21 protein-coding genes are annotated in these 22,360 nt (G+C 35.8%); 1 reads left to right on the forward strand and 20 read right to left on the reverse strand.

The annotated features are described in order from the left end of the window. Nucleotides 1-143: 143 nt before the first annotated feature. Nucleotides 144-809, forward strand: coding sequence for a hypothetical protein (locus SPSPH_RS16290; protein WP_075757191.1), 666 nt, complete (start codon nt 144-146; stop codon nt 807-809). 36 nt (nt 810-845) lie between these two features. On the opposite strand, the gene SPSPH_RS16295 is transcribed toward SPSPH_RS16290, so the two are convergent. The 20 genes from SPSPH_RS16295 to SPSPH_RS16390 all read right to left on the reverse strand — a co-directional run bounded on the left by SPSPH_RS16295 (nt 846) and on the right by SPSPH_RS16390 (nt 22,184). Beyond that, complete coding sequence (locus tag SPSPH_RS16295) at nt 846-1,889, reverse strand: GDP-mannose 4,6-dehydratase (RefSeq protein ID WP_075757190.1); 1,044 nt, start codon at nt 1,887-1,889, stop codon at nt 846-848. A 25-nt stretch (nt 1,890-1,914) separates the two neighbouring features. Then, the gene (locus SPSPH_RS16300; protein WP_075757189.1) at nt 1,915-3,231 is read right to left on the reverse strand and encodes a UDP-glucose dehydrogenase family protein; all 1,317 of its coding nucleotides are present in this window, start codon (nt 3,229-3,231) and stop codon (nt 1,915-1,917) included. Between the two features lie 69 nt (nt 3,232-3,300). Continuing rightward, nucleotides 3,301-4,245, reverse strand: coding sequence for a GDP-L-fucose synthase (gene fcl / locus SPSPH_RS16305; RefSeq protein WP_075757188.1), 945 nt, complete (start codon nt 4,243-4,245; stop codon nt 3,301-3,303). A gap of 16 nt (nt 4,246-4,261) precedes the next feature. Then, nucleotides 4,262-5,350 carry a GDP-mannose 4,6-dehydratase gene (gene gmd / locus SPSPH_RS16310; protein WP_075757187.1) on the reverse strand — a complete coding sequence of 363 codons (1,089 nt, stop codon included), beginning with the start codon at nt 5,348-5,350 and terminating at the stop codon, nt 4,262-4,264. Nucleotides 5,351-5,615: 265 nt separating this feature from the next. After that, nucleotides 5,616-6,374 carry a glycosyltransferase family 2 protein gene (locus tag SPSPH_RS16315; RefSeq protein ID WP_075757186.1) on the reverse strand — a complete coding sequence of 253 codons (759 nt, stop codon included), beginning with the start codon at nt 6,372-6,374 and terminating at the stop codon, nt 5,616-5,618. A 54-nt stretch (nt 6,375-6,428) separates the two neighbouring features. Continuing rightward, complete coding sequence (locus tag SPSPH_RS16320; RefSeq protein ID WP_075757185.1) at nt 6,429-7,598, reverse strand: glycosyltransferase; 1,170 nt, start codon at nt 7,596-7,598, stop codon at nt 6,429-6,431. 17 nt (nt 7,599-7,615) lie between these two features. After that, nucleotides 7,616-8,638, reverse strand: a complete 1,023-nt coding sequence (locus SPSPH_RS16325; RefSeq protein WP_075757184.1) for a glycosyltransferase — start codon at nt 8,636-8,638, stop codon at nt 7,616-7,618. Between the two features lie 257 nt (nt 8,639-8,895). Further along, nucleotides 8,896-9,486 carry a glycosyltransferase family 2 protein gene (locus tag SPSPH_RS16330; protein ID WP_338735920.1) on the reverse strand — a complete coding sequence of 197 codons (591 nt, stop codon included), beginning with the start codon at nt 9,484-9,486 and terminating at the stop codon, nt 8,896-8,898. After that, complete coding sequence (locus tag SPSPH_RS16335; protein ID WP_075757182.1) at nt 9,479-10,324, reverse strand: glycosyltransferase family 2 protein; 846 nt, start codon at nt 10,322-10,324, stop codon at nt 9,479-9,481. Before SPSPH_RS16335 ends, SPSPH_RS16330 begins: the two co-directional genes overlap by 8 nt. A gap of 31 nt (nt 10,325-10,355) precedes the next feature. Continuing rightward, nucleotides 10,356-11,519, reverse strand: a complete 1,164-nt coding sequence (locus tag SPSPH_RS16340; RefSeq protein ID WP_075757181.1) for a glycosyltransferase — start codon at nt 11,517-11,519, stop codon at nt 10,356-10,358. 78 nt (nt 11,520-11,597) lie between these two features. Then, the gene (locus SPSPH_RS16345) at nt 11,598-12,500 is read right to left on the reverse strand and encodes a glycosyltransferase family 2 protein (RefSeq protein WP_075757180.1); all 903 of its coding nucleotides are present in this window, start codon (nt 12,498-12,500) and stop codon (nt 11,598-11,600) included. 15 nt (nt 12,501-12,515) lie between these two features. Next, complete coding sequence (locus tag SPSPH_RS16350; protein ID WP_075757179.1) at nt 12,516-13,553, reverse strand: glycosyltransferase family 2 protein; 1,038 nt, start codon at nt 13,551-13,553, stop codon at nt 12,516-12,518. 85 nt (nt 13,554-13,638) lie between these two features. Next, a complete protein-coding gene (asnB, locus tag SPSPH_RS16355) occupies nt 13,639-15,492 on the reverse strand; it encodes an asparagine synthase (glutamine-hydrolyzing) (protein ID WP_075757178.1) in 1,854 nt (617 codons plus the stop codon). After that, the gene (locus SPSPH_RS16360) at nt 15,493-16,371 is read right to left on the reverse strand and encodes an alpha-1,2-fucosyltransferase (RefSeq protein WP_075757177.1); all 879 of its coding nucleotides are present in this window, start codon (nt 16,369-16,371) and stop codon (nt 15,493-15,495) included. Between the two features lie 3 nt (nt 16,372-16,374). Then, a complete protein-coding gene (locus SPSPH_RS16365) occupies nt 16,375-17,073 on the reverse strand; it encodes a class I SAM-dependent methyltransferase (RefSeq protein WP_075757176.1) in 699 nt (232 codons plus the stop codon). After that, a complete protein-coding gene (locus SPSPH_RS16370) occupies nt 17,073-17,864 on the reverse strand; it encodes a DUF268 domain-containing protein (RefSeq protein ID WP_075757175.1) in 792 nt (263 codons plus the stop codon). The genes SPSPH_RS16365 and SPSPH_RS16370 overlap by 1 nt, the downstream gene beginning before the upstream one ends. A 32-nt stretch (nt 17,865-17,896) precedes the next feature. Then, nucleotides 17,897-18,571, reverse strand: coding sequence for an FkbM family methyltransferase (locus SPSPH_RS16375; RefSeq protein WP_075757174.1), 675 nt, complete (start codon nt 18,569-18,571; stop codon nt 17,897-17,899). 7 nt (nt 18,572-18,578) lie between these two features. After that, a complete protein-coding gene (locus tag SPSPH_RS16380; protein ID WP_075757173.1) occupies nt 18,579-19,883 on the reverse strand; it encodes an ABC transporter ATP-binding protein in 1,305 nt (434 codons plus the stop codon). A gap of 14 nt (nt 19,884-19,897) precedes the next feature. Next, complete coding sequence (locus SPSPH_RS16385; RefSeq protein ID WP_075757172.1) at nt 19,898-20,749, reverse strand: ABC transporter permease; 852 nt, start codon at nt 20,747-20,749, stop codon at nt 19,898-19,900. A 76-nt stretch (nt 20,750-20,825) separates the two neighbouring features. Continuing rightward, on the reverse strand, nt 20,826-22,184 hold the full coding sequence (locus SPSPH_RS16390) for a sugar transferase (RefSeq protein WP_233139153.1): 1,359 nt from the start codon (nt 22,182-22,184) through the stop codon (nt 20,826-20,828). Nucleotides 22,185-22,360 lie beyond the last annotated feature (176 nt).

Below are 22,360 nucleotides of genomic sequence, written 5' to 3' on the forward strand. Positions count from 1 at the left end.
AATGGCAAAATATAGCCTTATTATACCATATTCTTGTTAAAACAACACCGCTGCCATGAGTAAAAGGTATCCACTTGTCAGACTTGTCAGAAAGAGTTATCATGTAATTATTATCCTATCGCTATTTACTTGGAGGTAATATTTTGAACACACATCGGTTCCGCTGGGTTACACCAGCGTCTTGTCTTTGTTTAGCTGTATTTCTGGTTTCTATCAGCCTGGGCTGGCTGCTGCCGGCAGAGTATGGCAATGAAAATGGGCCAATAGAATGGCTGCAAGTCGTCGTGCTGGGTGTTGCAGCCCTGGTCTCCATAAGCGCGCTGTTTCAAACCGGTCTATCCCCAACCCGCCGCCGGCTATTTGCCTGGACAAGCATCCTCTGGCTGCTGAACATCGCCCGTGAGCTAAGCTGGGGCCGGGTTTTTTATCCGAACGGCACCGGCGGCTTCCTGCGTCTGAAAGATATCTGGTTCGGGCCCTATGTCTACCCAACCATTGCCATTATCCTCGTTGCCGCTTTCGGGTATTTCTTCGCCAAAGGCTTGCACAGGGAACTGGTGCCTTGGCTTAAGCAAGGCATACTCCCTGCCCTGGATTTTGTCATCCTTCTAGTCGCTGCGGTAACTGCCGATATAATCGAGCACCATAGCAGCGGTCTGTTTGGTGCAAAAATAGAGCTTTTTGAGGAACTGGGAGAATTAGCGGCGTATGTTGCCATACTTTGTTTTATGATTGATGTGGTTTTAAATAAACAGTTTCGGCATAACCAGCCATTGTATGTGTTTAAACGGAGAGGAAGGTGGATCTGAAGAAACTAAGGAGCAGCGCTGATTATAGCCTGCTCCTTAGCCTTTGTCCAAATTATAATACTTACAGTACCAATCGACAAACTGCTGTAAGCCGTCTTCAATCGTTGTTTCCGGCTTAAATCCCACAGCTTGCTGCAATAAGTCGGTAGAGGCGTAGGTAGCAGGCACGTCGCCTGGCTTAATAGGCTCAAATATCTTATCAAAGACTATCTCTCTGCCTGTAGCCTTGCTTAAACATTTCTCCAGCGTTGCAATAAATACCATCAGCTTCTCAGGACGATTGTTGCCGATATTGAAAACCCGGTGCAGCGAAGTAGTACCGCCACTGGGAGGGTTAGCCAAAAGCCGTTCAATCCCTTCGACAATATCATCAATATAGGTAAAATCCCGATAAAGATCGTTTGCCAGATCACCATTATTGAATATCCTAATTGGTTCACCGGCAAAATATTTTTGCGTAAAACCAAAATACGCCATATCAGGACGCCCCATTGGACCGTACACGGTGAAGAATCGTAGCCCGGTAGCCGGAATCTGATAAAGATGACTGTATGTATATGCCATTAACTCGTTCGATTTTTTCGTAGCCGCATAAAGTGACACAGGATTGTCCACAAAATCAGCTTCAGAAAATGGCACCTTCTTATTTGCACCATAAACAGAACTCGAAGATGCATAGACCAGGTGCTTTACCGGATTAAACCTGCAAGCTTCAAGGATATTATAAAACCCGATGACATTGCTTTGCATATAAGCATCCGGGTTCTCAATAGAATAACGCACACCGGCCTGGGCTGCGAGATTGACTACAATATCGGGCTTGTACGCTGCAAAAGTCTGCATAATTACAGACTTATCAGCAATATTTTCCTTGATGAAGATAAACTTTTCAAAGGGAGTAAGTTGCTCTAAGCGAGCGTACTTAAGCTTAACATCATAATAATCATTTATATTATCAATACCAATCACACGGCAACCTTGTTCCAGCAGTTTTTTAGCCAAGAAGTATCCGATAAACCCTGCTGCACCGGTAATGAGGTAGGTTTTAGCTCTATCCAAAGGTTCATAATCTGCTTTCATTTCCTGAGCTCCCCACTCTTAGATTTTACTTTCTCCCAATTGAGTGATACTCTACTCCCGCAGCTTTCATTGCTACAGTTTCATAGATGTTTCGGCCATCATACACCAAAGGAGTTCTCATTAACTTCTTATATGCCTCAGGGTTCACAGCTTTTATTTCGCCCCACTCGGTAAATATAAAGCAGACATTAGCACCACTAAGCGCGTCCTCCACATTCTCAACGTACTTTATACTTCCCCTGCCATTTTTTCCTTCAGGATATTTTTGTTTGAAATTATCCAGGCCAACAGGGTCATACGCCCAAATATCGGCCCCCTGCGATAACAATAATGGCACATTTTCAAGCGACGGCGCTTCCCGTAAGTCATCAGTCCCTGGCTTAAAGGTAAGTCCTAGAATAGCCACCTTCAAACCATTAAAGGTAATAAGGCGTTGGCTGGCTTTCTTAAATAATATAGTCTTCTGAGCCGTATTTACATCAATAGCCGCTTTGACTGTCTTGAGCTCATAGCCATTCTGCCTGGCAAGATACTCCAGCGCTTTGGTGTCCTTAGGAAAACAAGAGCCGCCATAACCAATACCGGCATTAAGAAATTTATTGCCAATACGCTCATCATAGCTCATGCCTTTAGCCACATCCTGAACATTGGCACCCACCAACTCACAAAGGTTGGCGATGTCATTCATATAAGAAATCTTGAGTGCAAGAAAATCATTAGAAGCATACTTAATCATCTCGGCCGATCTTCTGCTTACCGAAACAATCGGTAGCTGGAACGGTTCATATATCTTCATAAGCATTGCTTCCGCCCATTTGCTCTCCGTCCCTATAATAATTCTCGCTGCCTGCATGGTATCATATACAGCCGTACCTTGCGCCAAAAATTCAGGGTTAGATGCCACCTCTATTTTTACGTCATTAACCAGGAAATCTCTAATAAACTGTTCTACTTTATCATTAGTTCCGACAGGAACTGTCGATTTTACTACAACCAGGCAGTCTTTGTCCACATTCTCCGCAATCTGCCTTGCAACTGTAGCTATATAGGAAAGGTCGGCAGAGCCGTCCGGCTGCTCCGGCGTTCCTACACCAATGAAGATTGCGTCTGCCTCCCGATAGGCTGCAGCATAATCACAGGTGTAGTGCAATCTACCGGCTGCATAGTTTTTTTGCATCAACTCTTCAAGCCCAGCCTCATAAATGGGGGAGAGCCCTCGCTTCATAATCTCAACCTTATGTTCATCAATATCAACACAGGTTACTTGATGACCGACTTCGGCAAAACATACGCCTGCAACCAAGCCGACATAGCCGGTCCCTGCTACTGCGATTTTATACATAGTTATCTTCCTTTACTTTTGCTCAAATATTATGTCACATTTCTTTTTCAGTTTAAGTCAGCCTGTCTATTAAACTAAAACTCCGTTTTTGTAATTCTGGCAAAACCATTCATACGTTGCCTGTATGCCTATATGCAAATTAGTCTTGGCAGTCCAGCCAAGACTATTTATATATGTCACATCATTAATCTTGACCGGTGTTCCATCCGGTTTTGAAGGATCAAAGCATATGTCGCCTTGATAGCCGGTAACTTCTTTAATAGTAGTTGCCAGTTCCTGAATTGTAATCCCTACGCCAGTACCAATATTGATAATTTTACTATCCTCATAATGATTCATAAGATACACACAGGCGTCTGCCAGATCATCGACATACAAAAATTCCCGCACAGGGGTACCGGTCCCCCATATAGTAACAAAAGGAGCTTGACTGACCTTAGCCTCATGAAACTTGCGAATTAACGCCGGAAGAACATGAGATGTTTGTAAGTTGAAATTATCATTAGGCCCATAAAGATTCGTCGGCATTACAGATATATACTTGGTGTCATACTGCTGATTATAAGCTTGACATAATTTTATCCCCGCAATTTTCGCTATTGCATAGGCATCATTTGTCGGTTCTAATGGACCAGTCAGTAAAGACTCTTCTTTTATCGGCTGCTCAGCCATCTGAGGATAAATACAAGAGCTGCCTAAAAACAGTAGCTTTTGTACTTTGTTTCTCCAGGCATTATGAATTATATTGGTTTCAATCATCAGGTTTTCATAAATAAAATCGGCAGGAGCTGTGGAGTTAGCCAGAATACCACCGACTTTTGCTGCAGCTAAAAAAACATAATCCGGCTTCTCGCTGGCAAAGAAATCAGCTACAGCCCGCTGTTCAAGTAAATCCACCGCCTGCCTGGTAACTGTCAATAGATTAGTATATCCTTCTTTTTCCAGAGCACGGACAATGGCTGAACCGACAAGCCCGCGATGTCCAGCCACATAAATTTTTGCTTGTTTATCCATACGATTACTCACCTGACTATTCATTATATTGCCGTACTTCAAAACCATTTTTTTCGCAAAGAACATCCCGCTCCGCACTTTTCAAATCTTCCCGTACCATCATTGATACAAGTTCATCCAAAGTAGTCTTTGGCTCCCAGCCTAATTTAACTTTGGCTTTACTAGGATCGCCTAACAACAACTCTACTTCTGTAGGACGAAAATAACGAGGATCCACCTCAACAAGAACTTTGCCAGTGGCTTTATCTATCCCTTTCTCCTCGACACCGCTGCCCTGCCATAGTATCTCTATACCGATTTCTTGGAATGCCAGTTCCACAAAATCGCGAACCTTCGTCGTTTGTCCTGTCGCAATGACAAAGTCTTCAGCCTGCTCCTGCTGCAAAATCAGCCACATAGCTTCTACATAATCTTTGGCAAAGCCCCAGTCGCGTTTGGCATCCAGGTTGCCAAGATATAGTTTATTCTGCATACCCAGCTTAATCCGCGCAACAGCACGGGTTATTTTACGTGTAACAAACGTCTCTCCACGCAGCGGTGACTCATGGTTAAACAAGATACCATTACAGGCATACATACCATAGGCCTCACGATAGTTCACAGTAATCCAATAGGCATATAGTTTTGCTGCCGCATACGGGCTGCGCGGATAAAATGGCGTAGTTTCCTTTTGCGGAGTCTCCTGAACCAGGCCATAGAGTTCGCTGGTGGAAGCCTGGTAAAATTTTGTTTTCTTCTCTAAGCCAAGGATACGAATGGCTTCCAGTATACGCAGCGTTCCCAGCGCATCCGCATTGGCCGTATATTCAGGTGTGTCAAAAGACACCTGCACATGACTTTGAGCAGCCAAGTTGTAGATTTCATCCGGCTGTACCTGCTGGATAATCCGAATGAGATTAGTGGAATCAGTCATATCACCGTAATGCAGGAAAAATTTCACATCATCCTCATGCTGATCCTTGTAAATATGATCGATACGATCGGTATTAAATAGTGAAGTGCGACGCTTGATACCGTGTACTTCATAGCCTTTTTCCAGTAAAAATTCCGCTAAGTAGGCTCCGTCTTGACCAGTAATGCCAGTGATAAGTGCTCTTTTTTGCATAAAATTCTTCTCCCCAATCATTGTATTTAACAAAGTACTTCGGCCAAATAGCATCATACCTTCACACACTACGCTAAATCGTCACTCTAATTTGCGGACTACTATCTTCGCCCAACTGAATGCGCCCTATAATTTCAGCTATGTCCATGGAACTCTTTCCGCTTACCCCTACACTCATTGGTAAATATACATAACAATCGCCAGCCTTGGCACGACATTATCATGCTTTATGAGCAGGTTTTAAACTGTCACGTGGTAAGGCCAATTAAAAATGCTTCCTTAATCCTTTTAGTGCATAGTAACAAAAATAGTAGAAAGACTTTGCAAAGGACAGCTTTTCACTTTTTCGATACACATTCCATGTCCATTTTAAACTTTTAAACTTATTCCCGCTTAAAGAATTCAAGTTTTTCCTATATCTTGCTAAATCTTCTTTCAAACCATAAGCATATAATCCTTTTTTTAGTATGCTAAGCCAGGTAATATAATCTTCATGTCGTTGTGACGGCATGTGAATATCCGGCACAAACTTTCTATCAATCATAACAGTTAAACAGCCGATTAAATTTCCCTTTAACAATTCTCTATAACCAATTCGAGCTTCCACATCAATAAGCTTTCCCGGTTTATCTGCCGTATCTGTAAATTGGCGGTATTGCGTATACGACATAGGCACCTGATAAGTTCGCATAAATTCAACTTGTTGCGCTAATTTACTTGTCAGCCATAGATCATCGCTGTCTAAAAAGGCAATGTATCTCCCTTTAGCTGACTGAATTCCTTTATTTCGCGCTTCAGCTACACCTACATTTGCAGCCATTTGTACTAATTTTATCCTTTTATCTGCTTTAGTATAGCGTTCAACAATACTTACAGATTTATCCTTTGATTGATCATCGATAATAATCAATTCCCAAAATGGATACGTTTGATTAATTACTGATTGAATACTTTTTTCAATATAGTCCTCACTATCATACATGGGCATAACAACAGAGACTAAGTCAGCTTCAAAGTGTTTCATGAAAAGACCACACCTAAAATTAAAATATTAGTTTATTGTAAGATAAATTTATATTCATTCTTTTTCATCCCTTGCATATAGACTTATCATTTCCAACATATTGTCTATATTATCAGAGGAATATATTTTGCGAAACTTTTGAACTTGCAATAAATCATAAACTGGTTTTTTTAATGCTTCTTCTATATACCCAGAAAATTGTTCCGCATTATCTGTATACTTGATAAATGAAAGTATATCTTTAGAAATTCCTCTAACACCTTTATTTGTTGATACAATTGACTTCCCTGTTGATAACATCTCTAATATTTTAATGTTCACGCCACTGCCATGAAAAATCGGATTTATTAGGACTTTTCCTTTTGATAAAACCTCTTTTATATCTTTGGGATTAGGTAACACTTCAATTTTATAAGTTTCACAAAACTTAATAAATTCTTTTGAAGGATTACTTCCAGCAAAAACAATTTTATACTCTTTTTCCAAATAAGGAATACAATTTATTACAAACCATTTCAACCCATATATATTGTTAGGCCAACATAGTCCACCAATAAACAGGATGTCAAATTCATAACTTTTAGACTCAGTAAACTTATCATCTATAATAGGATTTTGTAAAAAAACATTATTGGGCATATCTAAACGCTCATAATCATCTTGAGATATTTCAAATATTATATGGCTCTGATTTCTAATAAACTTTTCTATTTTTTTAACTCTGTCTATGTTAATATATCTTACTGCTTTATACGCCAAATTTTTCTCTGACATATACAAGGCTTTTGCATATAAATACTCTACATTATGGGATCTATATACAAATATTATTTTTTCACTAAATAAATTCATTATTTCCAACGCACATATGCTTCCTGCAATTCCATCTAATAATAAAACTTGTGGTGAAAATAATAACAGTTCACTTTTCAAATTTTCCATATCTAAACCCGATATTCGTCGATCCACAATATAAGATGGATATTTACTTAATATAATATTAGCGATATTATGGCAACGCCTATACACTATTATCCGTTCTACATATTTTCCTATTTCTTGATATTCTTGTTGACTAGGTTCACGATCCAACCATGTTATCAAAAAAATTTTAACTCCACGAGAATGTAAGGCTTTTATTCTCGTCCACATATCAACCCTACCACCATTATTAGGTGGATACGGGAAATCATGTGCAATTATAACCATTTTAAATCCATACATGTTCAATCATCCTAAAACTACAATTTTGAATATATGTCAATAAGATTTTTAGCTATGGAATTCCAATAATATTGACTTACAACTCCATCTCTTATTGTTCGTTTTTCATTTACAATTTTAAGCATAGATTTAGCTATATCATTTACATCTTTATGATCAACATAATATGGAATATCGTTTAAATATTCTCTAATCGGGGGACAATCTCCAACCAAAACATTGCAACCTAAACTCACAGCCTCTAAATTAGATAAGCCTGGGGTTTCAAGTTTACTGGGCATAGCGTGAAATAATGCACCTTTATACGCAGAATAAATTATATTTCTATCATCAATAAACGGAATATGTATAATTTTTTCACTGTGTCTGTTAAAAAGTGATATCACTTCTTTTTTATATTCTTCGCTTTCAGTGCGAAAATCCCCAATAATAACCAAAGGAACTTTGATTTTTGATAACAAAAATCCTTTTATCAAATTGAGTGTATTTTTCCTTTCATCAATCATTCCAACATTTATAATATATTCTGATTTAATATTATAAATGTTTTTAAATAGCGTAGGAGATACATCTTCTTTTTTTACAAAGTCAATACCGTTATAAATAACTTTAAATTTTTTAGAGTCTTTTATCCCATATAAATATTTAATCTGATTTAATTCTGAAATACTATTAGGCAAAATAACATCTGCTAAGTCAAGAGCATCTTTACAAAGAATCTCTCTCGCTCTGCCCCCGCCTATAAAATTTAATAAGGTCATATATATTTTTGCTAATCTTTTTATTTTATCATCATAAAAAAAGACAGGCGACAAAACAACTTTTATATTTTTCAAATGAGCATAATTAATAATATTTTTTGTTGCATAATTCATTCCAACAATATGTAATATTTCATATTTTTCTTCCATATTATGTGAATTCAAAAAAGAAATGTCAATACCTTGTTTTGATACATACTCAACATACTTTTGGGCTTGAATCTCGGCTCCACCATAAACAACAGACCAAGGATATCTAGTTAGTACTTTTATCTTCATTATATTTTTTATTCCTTTTTTTATGCTCTTGTATACATTTTTGTGCGATTTTATCATATTCACATATAATTGAATTCCTAGGTACAATCGTTTTGCTTTGTTTCATTAAAAAATATTTTGCTCCTACACAAATATTATATCCACATTTGAGTAACGTATATATTAATCCATATGTTTTATCCTTATATCCTTTCTTTAAAAAAAATTTTAAAACTTCTTTAATATTTTTAATAACTAATTTATAAAAAATATTTTTTTCATTGTTTTAAATATAATGCTTTTGCCTCAATCGTAGTATACCTGTTAAGTTTTTCCAGAAAGTGTTCAACATCAATATAGCCAAAATGAATAAAGGATAACTCCTTATTTTCAATAAAATAAATTTTTGCCTTATAATCAATTTGAAAAAACGAATGTATATTATCAGAATAGCTAACAATATTTCTTTTGAAAAACCGTATATGTGGATTTTCTAGAGGTGCGCAGTCTCCGCCTATTATAGCATGCCCAAAAAAATAATTGAAATGTGGTATCGAAACTGCATCATAATAATTTTCTTTCATGATTTTAATTAATATATTTTTTAAGTCGACAGGAACAATTTCATCTGCATCTACTGATAATATCCATTCATTGGTTGCTAAACTTAATCCGTAACTTCTAGCTGGATCAGCATATTCCATTTGTTCGAAAAAAAATATTTTATCAGTATATTCTTTTGCAATTTGAACTGTTTTGTCCTTACTATGCATATCAATAATAATAATTTCATCTACCCATTTGACGCACTCTAAACAATTTCTTATATTTTTTTCCTCATTTAAAGTATGGATAATTACACTAATCATACTTTTCACCTTTTCCCTTACACCATCTACAATAAGGGTTAGTACATATATGTTCTTCCCAATTACATTTTAGTAATATGGGTCTAATGATTCCTAATATAGATAATAATCTTTTTATATATCCCTTTATGTAAATGTTTTTAGCTATTTTATTTACGTTTATGCCATATTTAGTCATAATATTTTTATGTTCTATATTTCCATTCTTATTTGTAGAACTAACCCCCATCATACTAAAAAACACAACAGGAATATCTATAAATTTAAAAGAAACATTTTGATCAAATAAAAAAAAGAGAAAAAAGTCATAATCGGCAGCAATCTTGTAATTTATATTAAACTTTTTCTTTGAAAATAATTTTCTCTTGCAAAACATCCCTGGATGTGGAATCATTTCTCCATTATAGTTCAAGTTATCTCGGCTAACATGATTATTCGATTTCGCCTGTATAAATAATGTATCATTGATGTTTAAAATATTAGCAGATAAAATATCTTCTCCATGAATCATTGAAACTATTTCATCAATAATATAATCGTTAACTAATGCATCATCTGCACCTAAAAATTGAATATAATCTCCTGTCGCAATATCAATGCCCTTATTCATAGCATCATAAATTCCATTATCCGGCTCGCTAATCCAATAAGCAATTTTATCTTCATATTTTTTTATAATATCAATTGTTCCGTCCGTCGAATTACCATCAATAATAATATATTCGATATTAGGATACGTTTGATTTACTACACTATAAATTGTCTGTTCTATCGTTTTTACAGCATTATAGCATACTGTGATAATGCTAATTTTCCAAAAATACTGTTTCCGTATCATATATGTATTACCTTAACTTCCATGATTTCTTTCAGTCAATATAAATATCGGGTTTATGGAGTAAAACCTTTCTGGCATTTTTAATAAAGCTTACTTTTCGGTTTGGAACACTGTTTAATTCTATAATATTTTTTATAAATTCATTATCATCTTCAACACAAAAACCACCAGCAAATAATTCATTAGGATAACCAACCATACTTTCTTTAAAAAGAATGACGGGTATCCCTTTTACAATACTTTCTAATACTTTTATCTTCACTCCACTTCCTAACTTGTTAGGCACAATTACTAAATCGCTTTTTTTTATATATTCATCTACTGACTTAACTGAGCCTGTAACAATTATCCTATCTGAATTATATTGCCTTATTCTATAGTCTGGGTTTGCTCCGACAATATATAATTTATATCTATTATCTAATTCCAATAATTTATTGAATATATTCTCAATAAAATATTGAACGCCCTGAACATTAGGATACCAGGACATACTTCCAAGAAATAAAAGATTAAAAGTTGGCTGTAATAGTTCTTCCTCATTTTTAATTTGAGGAAATGCAAAATAAGGACGAATAATACTTGAAACCTTATTGTTTTCATTTGAAAGCGCTTTAAGCTCTAGAACATCTTCTTGACATAATCCCCATAAATAATCTACATTCTTAATTGCTTTTTTTTCATATGATTTTAAATTAAAATTAAAAATTCCCATTTTTAGTTTTTCTTTGCAGTTATTTACATACTTTATGTTTTCTATTAAATTCTTGTATTCTACATTATGGGCTAATAGGATTATTTTAGTTTGGGTTCGATCAATCAGGTACTCTGCAGACTTAAATATAGAATACATACGTAGATGATCTATGATAATATAATCGTAATTATTACTATTTAGTAAATATTGGAACTGATCTTGCATATTCTTTGTATCCATATGTATTCGATTTCCATATTTGAAATACAATAAATAGTCATGTTTTAGAGTAGTTGAGTATTTAACTATTCTGATTGAAGAAAGTTTATCTTTTATTCTAAGATAATTTTCGTCCTTTTCTATCTTTTCTTTTTCACCAAACGCAAGAACATCTATAGAATATAATTCAGATAAAATATCTACAATTCCAGCAGAGAAAATCGAATCTCCAGCGATACAAGGAAAAATATTTCCTGTTAAAAAAAGTAATTTTTTCATTTTTCACCTACGTGATTGTATAAATTTATTTAATCTATAAATCCTATCTATCTAAAAATCATTTCATATATTATGAAATTACTTCGAAAATAATTTGTCCGCAATCCCGCCTACAGTATAAAAAAAATTCCGAAAAGAATAGTAAACTCTTCTTCTAAAAGGTTCCCGGCGATATCTTATATAAAGCCGAAAAGAACTAACAAAACTCCTTAATAGAATTAACAGATAGTCCCACACTGAATGTTCTAAAGAAAATATTTTATTAGAACATTTCCCACAGTTATACTCAGATTTCAATAACCAGCATAGCGCCATTTTATATGAAGCAATAAGGTGATATACTTTAATACTTGGGACGTAATAAATCGTATGTCCACTGTTGGCTAACACTAACATTAAGTGAGTTTCTTCTCCATATGCAAGTGCACTGCCTTTCATACCAAGATTAACATCGAAAGATATTCCATTATTAAATATACTACGATGGTATGTCATATTGCTACCGCAGATCCATTCATACTTTACATCAATTTCTCGCTCCTCATAACAAATTTCAAATTTTCCATATTCAGGTGGAAACCAATCTGGAGGTAATTTTAAGGTAAATGGGTAGTAAGGGCCTCCAAAAACTTTAATGCTAGGCTGTCTTTGAGTAAAGCTTACAATTTGTTCACACCAATCTGGAAATGCCTTAGCGTCATCATCAATATAAGCGATGTATTCTCCCTTAGCCTCAAGCCACCCTCTATTTCTGGCGTGACTAAGACCTTGATGAAACTCTGTAACCATTCTGACGTTAGGGTATTGGTCACAAAAACTTTGGGACACTAATTTAGTATCGTCAGTTGAATTATTATCAACAATTATAACTTCGTATATTTGTTGAGCTAAAGTTTGAGATACTAGAGACTTTATACATGTTTCCAATAGGTTAACCCGATTGAAAGTACAAACGACTACAGATAATTGTACCTTATCCATATAAACTCTCCCTACTCACCTAATACAGTTTAATAGCAACTGTATACTACGTTTATAAAAAGTCGCTCTCTTTTGCTCACTTAATCCCAACGTCAAGAATCCCCACAAAGCGAGCCATCTTGTTCCAATAGCATTTATACAACAGGAAAACCAAACATCTACAAGCGTTCTAACATGTACAGTTTCAGAACCAACGCTAAAACTCTTTATTGATAAAATTCTCAACCATTTTTGTGTACGTTTTAGAGTTACCAAACTCACGGGAAACTTTCTATTACATATGTTTTTGTGAATTTCGTAAAATTCGTCAGTTAATTCAACTCCCAACTGAGATAAAAGCAATTTACGAGCCCTATCAGCAAAGTGGATTTGAGCATCATTGTGCTTTCTTCCTATTTGGTTTTCTGATAAACGATATTTTACCAATGGTTCTGGAATGTTTGCCAACCTAACAACTCCTGAACAACGAATCCATAGTTCATAATCTTGCGAATATCGATACTCTTCGTTATAGCATAATCCCAATTTGCACAACAGATTACGACGGAAAATAACCGTAGAATGAGCTAAGCTATTATAAAATAAAAGCCTACTGGTAATTTCATTATGTTCAATAGGATATTGCCATATCTCATGTCTTACACCAAAAGTTTCGACCCAACTCCCGCAAACACCAATATCCGAATGCTCTTTCATAAACTGAACCTGTTTTTCCAGACGTTCGTCCAGACTAATATCGTCACTATCCATTCGTGCGATATATTCTCCTTGTGATAACGCAATCCCCTTATTAAGGGATACTGTCAGTCCTAAGTTAACTTCGTTATCTATCAATCGAATACGAGGGTCAGAATATGACTGAATAATGCTTCTGCTAGTATCAGTGCTTGCATCATTAATTATCAATAACTCAAAATTTTTGTACGACTGTTTTAAAATACTCTCAATAGCTTCTCTTAAATATTGTTCTCCATTGTAAACTGACATAAGTACAGTTACTTTTGGACATTTACTTGCAAGGTCAGTTTCCCATTCTAACATATACTGTTCCACACTGCTCCACCTCATTACGTTTATAAATGTTTCGCAGGTCAAAGAAAAAATCACCTTTCAATGTCGAAAGCATTCGCTTTCTAATCTAACTGTTCTTATCAAACCAAAGCGCCGTTACTAATAATATCCAAGTTTTGTAATTGTCTTCCTGTGCCAATTTTTGCGTTTCATTATAATCTACAGCTTCAAATATCTTAGATTTATTATTATTTAAATATTCTTTTCTTAATTTGATTACTGATGAGCGTTTAAGCCATTGTCCTACGGGAGCACCAAATCCTTGCTTTGATCTGGTTCTTATAGCTTCCGTCCATTCTGCCTGATAGGCTTTCCTTAATACTATCTTATCTTCATCCTTGGTTAGCTTCATGGAATGTGGCAATAAAATACAAAATGAAGCAAAATCCACATCTAGAAACGGTGCTCTTAATTCAAGGCTATTGGCCATTGATGCACGGTCGATTTTAACTAAAATATCTCCTGGCATATAATCAAGCAAATCCATTTTTAATACATCATTGATATTCTTTTCTGGACTACATATATTTTGTTCACACTTAATTCGATCGTAATTATCATCATTTAATTTTTCCCGTGACACCGGTCTAAAAATTCTCTTTAACTCATCATCGCTAAAATATGTGTTTTGTGCTGCATGAGCAGTTATTATATTATCATACTTTCTTTTGAATACTTCACATTGTAGATTCATAGACAATCGTTGATATTGCTTAAGCTTCAATTGTGCAGCTATTCTAGCTGCAATTCGTAGCGTAAAATAACGCAAATGATCACCCTTAGCCTTATCCAAACCTAATAATGACTTATACCAACTGTATCCTCCTAGTAACTCATCTCCCCCATCACCGGTAAGAATCACTTTCATATGTTGACTCGCCAATTTCGATAGTAAATAAGTAGGAATATTGGAAGAGTCCGCGAAAGGTTCATCATACACTTCATTCATCTTTAAGAGCATTTCGCCAATATCTACATTTTTAGCAGTTAATTCTTGATGTTTTGTCCTATATTTGTTAGCAATTTCCATCGCATATGGTCCTTCATTAAAACCATCCTCAAAGCCAAAAGAAAATGTATGTAAATCTTTTTTATATTTACTAGCAACAGCAACCACTGTACTAGAATCTAATCCACCGCTTAAAAATGCCCCTACTGGCACATCAGCCACCAGTTGCTTCTCAATAGCACAAGAAAACAAACGCTTAAATTCACTACAGGCATCGTCCAAGGTTATTGAATTATCAGTTGTTGGCAAGTTCCAATAACGCTGGATTTCTAAGTTTCCTTGACGATATTTCAAGTAGTGTGCCGGAGGCAATGTATAAATATTTTCATATATCGTTTGATATGGGTGAACGTACAAGTGCTGTAAATAATGTGCTAGAGAGTGATAGTCTATTCTGGGTTGCACTAAGCCAGAAGCCAAAATCGCTTTGATCTCAGATGCAAAAATAAATTCTCCACTTTCGCCCATGGCGTAAAAAAATGGTTTTTCACCGAAACGATCCCGGGCCGCAAAAAGTGTTCTGTTTTCTTCATCCCATAAAGCAAACGCGTACATACCCGGTATTTTTTTTAAACAAGCAACATTATCTCTTGCATATAAAGCTAAAATTACTTCGGTATCTGATTGGGTTTTAAAGGGATACTCAAGCACTTCAGTCTTAATATTCTTATAACCGTAAATTTCTCCGTTAAAAACAATATGATTAGCACATTTAGCACATTTCATCGGCTGCTTTCCCGTAGACAAATCTACAATACTTAATCGCCGATGTCCCAATGCACAATTCCCAATAAGTGCTATCCCCTCATCATCTGGGCCACGGTGATGAATAGACGTAAGCATTTTGCGTAAGACTCCCTCATATAGCTCGATCCGAGTATTATTGCTAATGATTCCAGCTATTCCACACACCTATAGCTTCACCCACTTATCAGGAATTAAATCCCTAGTATCATAGTCCTTTACTCTAAACCATTGCTCCGGAGAAATTACTATTTTTTTAGAATTTTGATTTAACCAAGCCCCCCACCAGCTAAATGAACTATTAGCAATGATATTATGTTTACATATACTCATCAGTATCATATCTTCATAAGAATGTTCTCCATCATTATGATCAACAATAACTATATTAGAGCTGCTACTAAAATGGTGACGTACCCACGCAAGACAGTCAGAAAAGATATAATATTTTACATCGCTTTTATTTCTCGCTATATAGTCCATCGCTTTATTGTAATACTCTATTGGCATTACGCCATGTACTTTATTAGCTTCTGGATTTGTTACATAATCGCTACGCCGAATATGAAGTGATATAGATTCATTTCTAGTAATTTCTTCTGCTAAGCTTCGACTCTCATAACTCATTTCCGCTTTTAAAGAAAAATCCTGTCGGATAACATCCTCTATCGCCTTAAAATATTTCTCACTTTGCCAATAACCTGCTAAATATAAATTTCCTTCCATCTCCAAAACAAGAGAATCAAAGTGAAATTGCCTTTCTCTTACAACTGTTAAATCAATTGTTTTTTTATCAATTCCAATTTTTCCCATCAATACTCTTAGTTTTTGCTTCCATCCATCAAGTCGAAGTGCTGCAAGTTCGCTTGCAGTTGCAAATCCCTCAGAAATATTAAAACAGTCAAGCTCATACTTACGAAGCTTGTCCCCCCGAAATGTATAGGTATCGAGTTTAAAAGTAGTATTTAGTTTAATAGATAAGTACCTACCTAAAGCATACTGAAACATCTGATTTCCTAATCCGCCGTTTAACTGGACAATTACCATCTACTATTCCTTTCTAGCAAACACATGACAGCCAAAATACAACATTTCGTTTGACCCCGTATCCTGGCGACTTAATCTATCAAGCCGTTTCAACAGTTGCTTTTCAATCCAACGTTCCAATAGATTAGCTTTGCAGTTTGTGTATTTATTTGCGACTCCATCAATTCTTCGCACTTCCTGAGCTAAAAACTCAAAATAATTTCCATTCTTTTCAAGTTCAATAATATGAAATCCATATGCAGGCAAATGTTTTTCATACCAATAGCTATTAAACCCAGACACGAAATGAAAAGGAGCAAAATGTGTTAGACTACAAAACGGAGCAGTAAGTAATAGTACACCTTGTGGTTTAATTAATCGTGAGAACTCTTTCAACGCTAATAAAGGATCCGGAAGATGCTCAAATACCTCTGTGCACATAATAGCATCAAAGGATGCATCAGGTCTTGGTATACTGATAATGTCAGAAACAATATCCAAATTATCCTGATTCCATGAACCAGTCTGTAAACCTTTGTTATCTCCGGAACCGTTGTATTGCCCGAAGTCCTGCGAAACATAGCGAAGGTGTGTGCAATACGGCTTAAACTTTCGTTCACCAGCTCCGGCATCGAGTATAAGGCATCCATCTGGGATCTCTTGCAACTTCGTCTCAATCCATGTTTTACGATTTGTCTCGTTTTGTAAACCAACCAGTGCCATTAATTTTTCCTCCTAAACCAGAAGCACCCACATCCGTAGTTCTGTTGATTTGCCATTTCCTTTGTAGCATTTCTAATAAAGCCGTACTTAATATGCAAGTCTGGCACAAGCGAAAACTCCTTTAACTCAAATTCAGAAAATACTTCAATAATTTGGTCATATGAATATATTCGATGCGCATTAAACATAGTTTTAGGCTTCCCTATAGGAACAACAAAAAGAAGGTCACCGTTTACAGCTAATACTCGTTTCAGTTCCGAAATAGCTTTTAAGTCACCACATGGATCAATCATATCTCCATATCGCCCTAGACCAATATGCTCTACTACATGCATACACGATAGAGAATGTACAGTCTTATCTTCGAAAGGTAAGTTTAGTAAATCGCCTTTTTTTGACTGTAAATTGCCTAACTGTAAAATTGCTTGCCGATAATCATAAAAATCCACAGGAATAAACGCCGAAACTATACTGATAAAAGCCAGACTTGAGGATATATCAATATGTTTTTCTGGCTTTTGTACAGCTAGAATTCTAGCTGCCCATGCAGGATGGTAAATATAATGAGAATCGAAGCCAGTTGTTGATGTCCAATCATTTAAACATGGATGTCTCTCTGACCAACGAAGTTTGTTTCCATTTTGTTGAAAGAGTTTTTTGTTGTAATGGGAGAATTCATAATAGAAGCGGCATGCTTTCTTTATAGGTAATATCATAGACAAAAGTTTCTGATAAACTAAGCTAATTCCTGGTACTTTTTTTACTTGCGCCTTAGCATATTCCCATTCCATAACATTCCCTCTTTCGTTCCCATCCGCAGATTCTATCTATTTTTCCAAATACTCTCATCTACAAATATCGTATTAATATAAGTATCAGCATAAACAAAATACCTTTGCTGCAACATATAATCAATAATATCATCCAATTTTTTTTCAGTTTTGTCCTCAGTATATGAAAGAGTCTCTATGCAAAACACTTTGGGGCGAATTATATTAAAGTCAATCGACTTCAAAATACTTAACTCATACCCCTCTACATCCAGCGATATAAAATCTGGAACAAAATACTTCTTTGATATTTCACTAATTGTAATGAGTGAAATTGGAATAACCTTTTTTATCTGTTGCTTTCCGTATGAAGCATAACGTAATGCCGTTTCTTGACAAAATGTATTCAGTGTATTAGTTGACATAACATAAAAATTTGCTTCGGTTTCCTCACCTATCCCAATTCCCGCATTTAAACATATATCCTTACCTCTAGTTCTTTTTATTGCTGGGAACAAGTCTGGATCAGGTTCAATACATATTCCGCTTGAACCCTTATTATAAAAGTAATAAGTGTTATTCAAATGAATTGGGTGATTAGTCCCGATGTCAAAATAGGTAGGTTTATCAATTTTAAGGCTATGAAATATGAATGCTACTATAATATCTTCACCACACTGAGCAAAGGTTTTTTGACCATGCCTGTCTTTTAAAAAAAATGAATTCATATATATGTTACTCTACCTTTCTGTTAAAAGAATTCCATCTAATTATTGGATTTAAAACTGTAGGTCTCTTATATAATAGATAAGGAGAATCACTCAAACCTCCTACAATTTCCAAGGAAATACTTGGCGGTGATTTTAAGGGCTGAAATAACCACTTTCGAAAATGCACTCCCCCAATTAATTCAATTCTATATTTCCCTTCATTTAAAAGCCTTTTAGGCAGATTCGAATACAAAACATTTGAGCCCACTATTAGTGTTGGCCATTCTTCTTCGCTCTCGTCAGTCTGATATGACCAATATAAACACTCACCACTATCTGTATATATCGCATAACCAACTGTCAATGCTTTATCAATCTTCTTAATCTGAGCTTCTATAAAAATGAAAGCATCTTGATCATTCCGTATGGGGGTTGGTAGTAACTTACCATCTTTATCACCAATATACATTTTTACAGGATAAAAATAAGGATTGCTAAATTCTTTCTCCTTATTCTCCCATAGCGTAAATTGGCTATATTCATTTTTATATAAATAATCCTTAATAATATCTCTAACCGTAAAGGATTTGCTTTTTATTTGCCCGTTTTCGATCAGAATCGCACTAGAACATAATTGTTCAATAGCAACCATGTTATGACTAACAAATAATACAGTTCTTCCCTGTTGGCCTACATCTTTCATCTTGCCTAAACATTTTTTTTGAAACTCTATATCCCCTACAGCCAGCACCTCATCGACAATAAGAATTTCAGGATCTAGATGCGCAGCTACAGCAAAAGCTAAACGTACATACATTCCCGATGAATATCTTTTTACAGGAGTATCTATAAACTTAGATATTTCCGCGAAGTCTACTATCTCGTCAAATTTGCGATCTATCTCAGCCTTACGCATACCTAGAATAGCTCCATTTAGATATACGTTTTCTCTCCCAGTCAGTTCCGGATGAAAACCTGTACCAACCTCCAATAAACTTGCCACTCTACCCTTTATTTTTATCTGCCCACTAGTAGGCCCCGTCACACGCGATAATATCTTAAGAAGCGTAGATTTGCCCGCTCCATTGCGACCAATAATACCAACAATATCTCCTTGATTAATCTCAAATGAGACATCTCTAAGCGCCCAAAAGCTGTTATCTTCGCCTATCTGTGACACATCCCATTGACCTAGCTTTGAGTTCGGGTCTTCTTTACCCTTAAGCCTCGCCCACCAACTCTGCAAATCCCGATACAACGTACCGGAACCAATAGTACCTAATTGATATTGCTTTGACAAATTCTCAACCTTTATCACTGTATCTGACATAATATCCTCACTTATCACACTGTATCCATAAAGTTTTTCTCAACTTTACTGAATAGAATAATACCAACCATGAATAAAATTACGGTAATTGCACCGCTAACAAGCCAGTACCATAAAGGAATCATCTGCCCTCCAAGAAAGGCGTAGCGAAAGATTTCGATAATCGCTGTCATGGGATTAAGGACTAAAACCCAGCTCATGAATCCACTTGCCATGGAAACTGGATATACTACCGGTGTGGCATACATCCAAAGCTGAGCACCAAAAGTAACTAATAACGATAAGTCACGGTATTTGGTCGTCATAGAAGACACTATAATACCGCACCCTAGCCCCAAACAGCCCATTTGCAGTACCAAAAGTGGTGTAACTAAGATCCATAAATTAGGAGCAACTGCTGCCCCCTGGAGCATAAAGAAGATTAGTAGCGCTAAAAATAGTGCAAATTGAATTCCGAATGATAACATATTGGTAATCACCACGCCAATAGGTATAACTAGCCTGGGAAAATACACTTTACCAAAAATACCAGCATTGGCCACAAAGGTATTAGAGGTAGTATTTAAACAAGCCGCAAAGTAATTCCACATAACTGTTCCCGATAAATAAAATAAGACTTGGGGCAACCCATTCGTTGGCAATTTAGCAATCTGGCCAAACACAATAGTAAATACAATAGTAGTAAGTAACGGCTGCAGTAAAAACCATAGTGGCCCTAAGATGGTTTGTTTATAAAAAGCCACAAAATCACGTTTTACCATCATTGCAATTAAATCACGATAGTGCCAAAGTCCTTTAAAATCAATATCAAACCATCCATTACTTGGTTTAATAATACTTGTCCATTGTTCCTGTTCTAGATGCATTCCATTCTCCTGTTAATTAATCGAATAATTCCTATTCTTTGTTTAGTATATCGCAAATCCTTCTTTCAGCGAAAACTCATCCTATCTCATTGATCTCGTATCTGGACAAATCAACTTTTTCACCCTTCTCTCTTACACCCTCTGTACTGCTCTTGATCATCAAAACTCGTATTGTCTGCAACATAATAACCAAATCTGTTACTATATTGCACTTTTGTATATAAATCAAATCATAAATAAGTTTGTCATAGGGTGTGGTATTGTATTTACCATTCACTTGTGCCAATCCGGTAATGCCTGGTTTAACATTATGGCGATACAAATATTCCGGGATTTCCGCTTTAAACTGTTCGACAAAGAAGGGTCGCTCCGGTCTGGGTCCCACAATGCTCATATCTCCCATTAATACATTAAAAAGCTGGGGCAGCTCGTCTAAGCGAGTAGTGCGGAAAAATTTTCCTAGTTTTGTAATGCGAGGGTCATTTTCCGTTGCCAAAACCGGACCTGACCATTTTTCAGCGTCTTGTCTCATACTGCGAAATTTATATACCTTAAATGGTTTCTCATCGCGCCCTGTGCGAATTTGGCTGTAAAAAACAGGGCCCCTGCTATCAAGTTTTATTGCAATAGCTATCAATAGCATAATCGGACATAATACCGAGAGTGCTATAGCAGAAACTAAGATATCCATGATACGTTTTAAAGAGCGTTGTTCAAGATTGGGTTTTAGATATCGGGGGCAAAACACAGGAATGTCGTCAATTTTGTCTAGTTCCACACTACTGCAAAACAATTCATACACGTCAGGAATTAAAAATACCTGCTTGCCATGTTTATGGCAAAAGTGGACTATTTCCGCTTTATCTTTTAATCCCATATCAGAACAAACAATAATTAAATCAATGGTTTCTGCAATTTTTTGCCAGGGATCATCTTCATAATTATTGCATATATATCTCACCTTGTAATTTAACTGTGGTTGGGCGTTTAACCTGGTAATAAGCCTAACACATTCCGCTTCACTGCCAATTAGAAGTGCATTTCGGGGATTGATTCTCGCCCTTTCAATTCGCCAAAACATATATTTCCAAAGAGCCAGTAGTAAGAATTGCAAAACAGCGGTAACAACTAACACACTGCGTGAATAAGCAAATTCTCGCAGAAAAAAACTGGCAGCCATCATAATGATGAAAAGATTAAATATTGTTACAGCTAAGCTTAACAACAACTCACTATATCTTTTTCGTGAAAGTGTGAATAAACCATTAATATTAAATAAAATACCTGCTGTTATAATCATCACCGGAGACATAGTATAATAAATCGTAGCATCAGGTTTAGGTGTGTAATATGAAAAGACTATAGCAACAGCCAAATATGTTGATAACAATAATATCCCCATATCGCCTATTAGTAGTATTAGCTTGCGTAACATTGGAAATCGCCTTTGCATAATTTCGCCTCACAATAATCATTTCGGTTCTTAGGTAGTTTTGCAAATTAAGCTGTACGATAACTTGTGTTTTCTACATTTTATTATTAGTTCCCTCCTATTTTCGAAATGCAATTACTACCATCAACACAACTGAATTGCATACGCCCCATATATTA

This window comes from Sporomusa sphaeroides DSM 2875 (assembly GCF_001941975.2).
GTDB lineage: Bacteria > Bacillota > Negativicutes > Sporomusales > Sporomusaceae > Sporomusa > Sporomusa sphaeroides.

Coding starts and splice junctions, on each gene's coding strand:
- SPSPH_RS16380 (WP_075757173.1), bottom strand. CDS start 19,883: ATGTCAGATACAGTGATAAAGGTTGAGAATTTGTCAAAGCAATATCAA.
- SPSPH_RS16365 (WP_075757176.1), bottom strand. CDS start 17,073: ATGGCACTGGTTGGTTTACAAAACGAGACAAATCGTAAAACATGGATT.
- SPSPH_RS16340 (WP_075757181.1), bottom strand. CDS start 11,519: ATGAAAAAATTACTTTTTTTAACAGGAAATATTTTTCCTTGTATCGCT.
- SPSPH_RS16390 (WP_233139153.1), bottom strand. CDS start 22,184: ATGTTACGCAAGCTAATACTACTAATAGGCGATATGGGGATATTATTG.
- SPSPH_RS16385 (WP_075757172.1), bottom strand. CDS start 20,749: ATGCATCTAGAACAGGAACAATGGACAAGTATTATTAAACCAAGTAAT.
- SPSPH_RS16375 (WP_075757174.1), bottom strand. CDS start 18,571: ATGAATTCATTTTTTTTAAAAGACAGGCATGGTCAAAAAACCTTTGCT.
- SPSPH_RS16325 (WP_075757184.1), bottom strand. CDS start 8,638: ATGAAGATAAAAGTACTAACTAGATATCCTTGGTCTGTTGTTTATGGT.
- SPSPH_RS16360 (WP_075757177.1), bottom strand. CDS start 16,371: ATGGTAATTGTCCAGTTAAACGGCGGATTAGGAAATCAGATGTTTCAG.
- SPSPH_RS16345 (WP_075757180.1), bottom strand. CDS start 12,500: ATGGATAAGGTACAATTATCTGTAGTCGTTTGTACTTTCAATCGGGTT.
- SPSPH_RS16315 (WP_075757186.1), bottom strand. CDS start 6,374: ATGAAACACTTTGAAGCTGACTTAGTCTCTGTTGTTATGCCCATGTAT.
- SPSPH_RS16320 (WP_075757185.1), bottom strand. CDS start 7,598: ATGTATGGATTTAAAATGGTTATAATTGCACATGATTTCCCGTATCCA.
- fcl (WP_075757188.1), bottom strand. CDS start 4,245: ATGGATAAACAAGCAAAAATTTATGTGGCTGGACATCGCGGGCTTGTC.
- SPSPH_RS16295 (WP_075757190.1), bottom strand. CDS start 1,889: ATGAAAGCAGATTATGAACCTTTGGATAGAGCTAAAACCTACCTCATT.
- gmd (WP_075757187.1), bottom strand. CDS start 5,350: ATGCAAAAAAGAGCACTTATCACTGGCATTACTGGTCAAGACGGAGCC.
- SPSPH_RS16330 (WP_338735920.1), bottom strand. CDS start 9,486: ATGATTAGTGTAATTATCCATACTTTAAATGAGGAAAAAAATATAAGA.
- SPSPH_RS16335 (WP_075757182.1), bottom strand. CDS start 10,324: ATGATACGGAAACAGTATTTTTGGAAAATTAGCATTATCACAGTATGC.
- SPSPH_RS16300 (WP_075757189.1), bottom strand. CDS start 3,231: ATGTATAAAATCGCAGTAGCAGGGACCGGCTATGTCGGCTTGGTTGCA.
- SPSPH_RS16370 (WP_075757175.1), bottom strand. CDS start 17,864: ATGGAATGGGAATATGCTAAGGCGCAAGTAAAAAAAGTACCAGGAATT.